The sequence below is a fragment of the Rhodopirellula bahusiensis genome, assembly GCF_002727185.1.
Classification (GTDB): domain Bacteria; phylum Planctomycetota; class Planctomycetia; order Pirellulales; family Pirellulaceae; genus Rhodopirellula; species Rhodopirellula bahusiensis.
In genome coordinates this window covers 1-1,320 of the sequence record NZ_NIZW01000062.1, presented here as the reverse complement: position 1 = coordinate 1,320, position 1,320 = coordinate 1, and the positions used below count along the sequence as shown (strand labels likewise).

1 protein-coding gene is annotated in these 1,320 nt (G+C 54.5%); it reads right to left on the bottom strand.

Going from position 1 to position 1,320, the window contains the following annotated elements; all coding sequences use genetic code 11:
- Positions 1-1,320 (bottom strand): RHS repeat-associated core domain-containing protein (locus CEE69_RS31735; RefSeq protein ID WP_199170007.1); only part of this gene is annotated, 1,320 nt, incomplete at both ends.

Here is a 1,320-nt window from a genome sequence, read left to right as displayed (position 1 = left end):
TTGCAAATTAAAAACGGCATCACATCATCGATGAAATGGCCAATTACGTTTTTTTGGGAATTGGTGTGATCCGCAGTGCCAGCGCCGCTGCCACTAGTGATTAAACCTTCTGCGTCGTAGCAGCATTGTTGAGCGGGAGCAGTGATGCCGCTTGCATTAGACCGAAAGCAAACATCGCATCCATCATGCGTTGCTTTGTCGGGGGGCGACTCGTAGAAATCTGATCCTGACTCGATTTCGTTCTGAGAACACGGGCACGACGGAAGCTTGTCAAGCCAATCGTCTGACTTTTGCTTTTCATGCCATTTCTTGCACCACGCTTTGGCTCTATTCTCTGGCCACTCTTTGATTCGATCGATAAGACTGTTGATAACCTTCTGAGCTTGACCGAGCGGGCTGGTGACTTGCTGCCCCTCAAGCATGGCATCGGCCTCGGAATCGCTTAACCCGCTGCCTCCAAGCATGTCGCCAGGAATCATGTACTGCATACCAGTTGGGTCAACCCTGCTTAGCGCAATGTAAATCCGATAGAGGCTCAATCCATCAACATACCCAATCGGGTCCCTGGAGCTAAACCTTCCCAGCAGAGCGTCGTACCATCGGTTTCGGAAGTAGTACAGGCCTGCTGCGGGCGCACACTCTCGGCTGGTGTAGGTGTAGTGGACCGCGTAGTTGCTGCTGGATCTGGGGGTGTAGTCAGCGGCGAAGACGCGGAGGTTGCCGTAGGGATCGTACTCGTAGCGTTCTTGCACGCTGCCGGAGTCACTTACCACTGCCGTCGTGTTCCAGTTTGCATCGGGCAAGTAGTACAAACGCTCGCTCATTAAGCCGCCCGAAGGCGTGATGTCCCGGTCGCGAAGGACAAGGTCATCGATGTAACGCATCCCCCACACGTAGTGACGCCGTGGCATACTCGTTGTGTCAACGTGTTCTTCCACGCACTGCCAGTCTTCAGTGAAGTAGTACTGACGCGTTTGATCCAGAGTGCCCGAGGTGTACTCCTTGGCAACAATGCGGAAGTTGCGACCGTCGTACTGGTTCTCCAGCAAGATGTTGGAGTTGGAATCGTCGACGAGCTTAGTCATTCGGTTCCAGGCATCAAACGTGGCCGTCATCGTGGCGTTGGTGCCCAGGTCAGGACGCGGGTTGGTCGTCGTGTTGCCGTTCTTGTCGTAGGACGGTGTGGCCCAGATGTCGCTCGGCGTGTTGCTGATGTCGGTGATCTCGTTGACAGCGTTGGCGGTGCGGGTTTGGTTGAAGTCCCAGGTTCCATCACCATTCTCGTCTTGCCGGAACTCTTTCCAGTTCCCTGTTGCATCC